This is a genomic window from Flammeovirga aprica JL-4 (genome assembly GCF_012844305.1).
Classification (GTDB): domain Bacteria; phylum Bacteroidota; class Bacteroidia; order Cytophagales; family Flammeovirgaceae; genus Flammeovirga; species Flammeovirga aprica.
In genome coordinates, this window is sequence record NZ_JABANE010000251.1 from 1 (window position 1) to 2,230 (window position 2,230).

Sequence of the window (2,230 nt, forward strand, 5' to 3'; positions counted from 1 at the left end):
TAAACCCTCTTACTAAGTAAACCTCCTTCTTGGAATATTACAAGTAATGATTGATATACAAACCTAAGGTTCAGTCGTGGGCTAATGATGCAGCAAAGTTGATTTTGAAAAACTATTACATATTCAACCGTGATAAACTTTAAATATAAAAAGGCAATTTTATTTAGAGGTTACCTTTTGTTGTTTCATCTAATCATAGAGCCTTAAATTTTTTATGAATCAAATTGTTAGTGAGTATTTGAAAATTTCAGAGGCAACACTACATTTAAACTTTAAATTATAAGCAATACTTAAAGAAACGATAAAAAGAAAGTTTGATGACTATCAATCTATTAGTGATAAGAACAAAAGAACCTAGTTTACTTAAGGCTCAATATGAAATGCTGGGGTTTGATTTTGACTATCACCAACACGGAAATGGGCCTTATCATTATGCTGCAGAAAAAAATGGTTTTGTGTTTGAAATCTACCCATTGACAAAATCCATGGAGAAAGCTGATAACTCTATTAGAATAGGTTTTGATATAAATGATCTTGAAGTTAAAATGATGGAGATAGAAAACTCTAATTGGATAATAAAATCAAAATTAAAGGAAACGGAATGGGGGATGATTTCAGTTTTACAAGACTTGGATGGACGGAAAATCGAATTAAAAAATACCTAAAGAATAAAAAATTTAGAGCATGTTTGAGATAAATATTTTTGAAGTAAAAATTCTCCATTTTAGGCTGTGATGAAATTAATAATCTCACGTTTTGAAAGGTTGGGCTTTTACTAAAAATGATGTTTTAAACATGCTCTTAAACATCAAATAACTTTAGTTACTCTTATATTATCATACATACAGAATCTTCAAAAATGAAAGTATTTAACAATCTAAATGATGCAAGAAATTATGTTGAGATTTCCTTCAATAAAAATGAAGAAACACTCGCTATTTCTGATCAATTAAATGATCCTATGGGAATTAATATAACAATTCTTGTAGATGGTATTTTAAAAAAAGGATATATGCCTGATGGTTTTGTACAGAAAGAAGGGTATCGAATCTATAAGTATTTGAAGGAAGAATAAGCATTCTATTTAAAAACAATAACTTAAAAAGAAGATGAAAATAATAAAATATATTTCATTGTCAGTGGTGGTAATAGCCATTGCCACAGTATTTTCTTATGAGCAAATTATCTCTGGAGTTTTGATGCCTCAGTATATAGATTGGGCATATGAGACGGATAGAAAAGGATTAGAATTAGGTGTTCCTTTAGACGACAAAGCATTATTATTAGCTTCTGATATTGGAATTGTACACCCAGAAAAAGTAAGATTGGTTTTCGTTGATGAAGTGCCGTTTCCTTATGAAAACTTTGCTTTAAAAACACTTGGTGAAGCTCTTGGGTTTATTGGTGAAGGGATAATTAATAATGCACAAGCTTTTGGATACTCTATTTACATTCGAAAAGATTTTGATTTGACTAGACCCAAATTAGCACACGAACTTGTGCATGTACTTCAGATAGAAAGATCTAGTTTAGAAAGTGTCATAACTCAACACTTTTCAGACCTGGCTGAATATGGTTATGATAATGCACCTTTGGAAGTGGAAGCCTATAAGGCGAATAAGAAGTACAGTGAAAGCTGGTAATCAAGATGAACTGCTACGCATCTTAATGAAAATAATTGATAAATTGAAGCTACAAAAGGTGTTGATTCCGTAAAACTTAAACCAAAGGATTTTGATAGGAATCAATTTTATGAAGAAATGCGTAATATTTTGGGTGAATATAGGACGCATAAGGAGTTTTAGAAATTATACTATTGAAGTATCAAATACTGTCTTTAAAAAAAATAATATGAAAACTAAACACTATTGGATAATTGTAGGGGCACTAATTTACCTCAATATTCCCATATATTTCATGGCATTCGAACATTCTTCATCAGGTGATATTGAAGATCTAATAATTACTATACTTTCTGAAACGTTAACTTTAATCATAATAGTTTTTATACCTACAATATTTCTAGCCTTAGTGTTAGCAATTTTCTGCTTTAGAAAATATAATTTTTTGATCAGAGTAAAAAAACTTATACCCGTGATAGCAATACCTTACTCTACCCGATGATTTTTAGATAGTTCATCCTAAAATGAGAAATCATATTTGTAAAGTCTTTGAAATCAACACTTTTAATCATCTCTCTCACTTTATTAAGTCCTCTTCTGAATACACT

Annotated in this window: 3 protein-coding genes; all 3 read left to right on the forward strand. The window is 29.8% G+C overall.

Annotation, left to right across the window (positions count from 1 at the left end; all coding sequences use genetic code 11):
* Positions 1-317: 317 nt before the first annotated feature.
* The 3 genes from HHU12_RS33565 (at position 318) to HHU12_RS33575 (ending at position 1,643) form a co-directional block, all read left to right on the forward strand.
* Positions 318-665 carry a glyoxalase/bleomycin resistance/extradiol dioxygenase family protein gene (locus HHU12_RS33565; protein WP_169661089.1) on the forward strand — a complete coding sequence of 116 codons (348 nt, stop codon included), beginning with the start codon at positions 318-320 and terminating at the stop codon, positions 663-665.
* 194 nt (positions 666-859) lie between these two features.
* The gene (locus HHU12_RS33570; protein WP_169661090.1) at positions 860-1,075 is read left to right on the forward strand and encodes a hypothetical protein; all 216 of its coding nucleotides are present in this window, start codon (positions 860-862) and stop codon (positions 1,073-1,075) included.
* Between the two features lie 34 nt (positions 1,076-1,109).
* The gene (locus HHU12_RS33575) at positions 1,110-1,643 is read left to right on the forward strand and encodes a hypothetical protein (RefSeq protein ID WP_169661091.1); all 534 of its coding nucleotides are present in this window, start codon (positions 1,110-1,112) and stop codon (positions 1,641-1,643) included.
* Positions 1,644-2,230 lie beyond the last annotated feature (587 nt).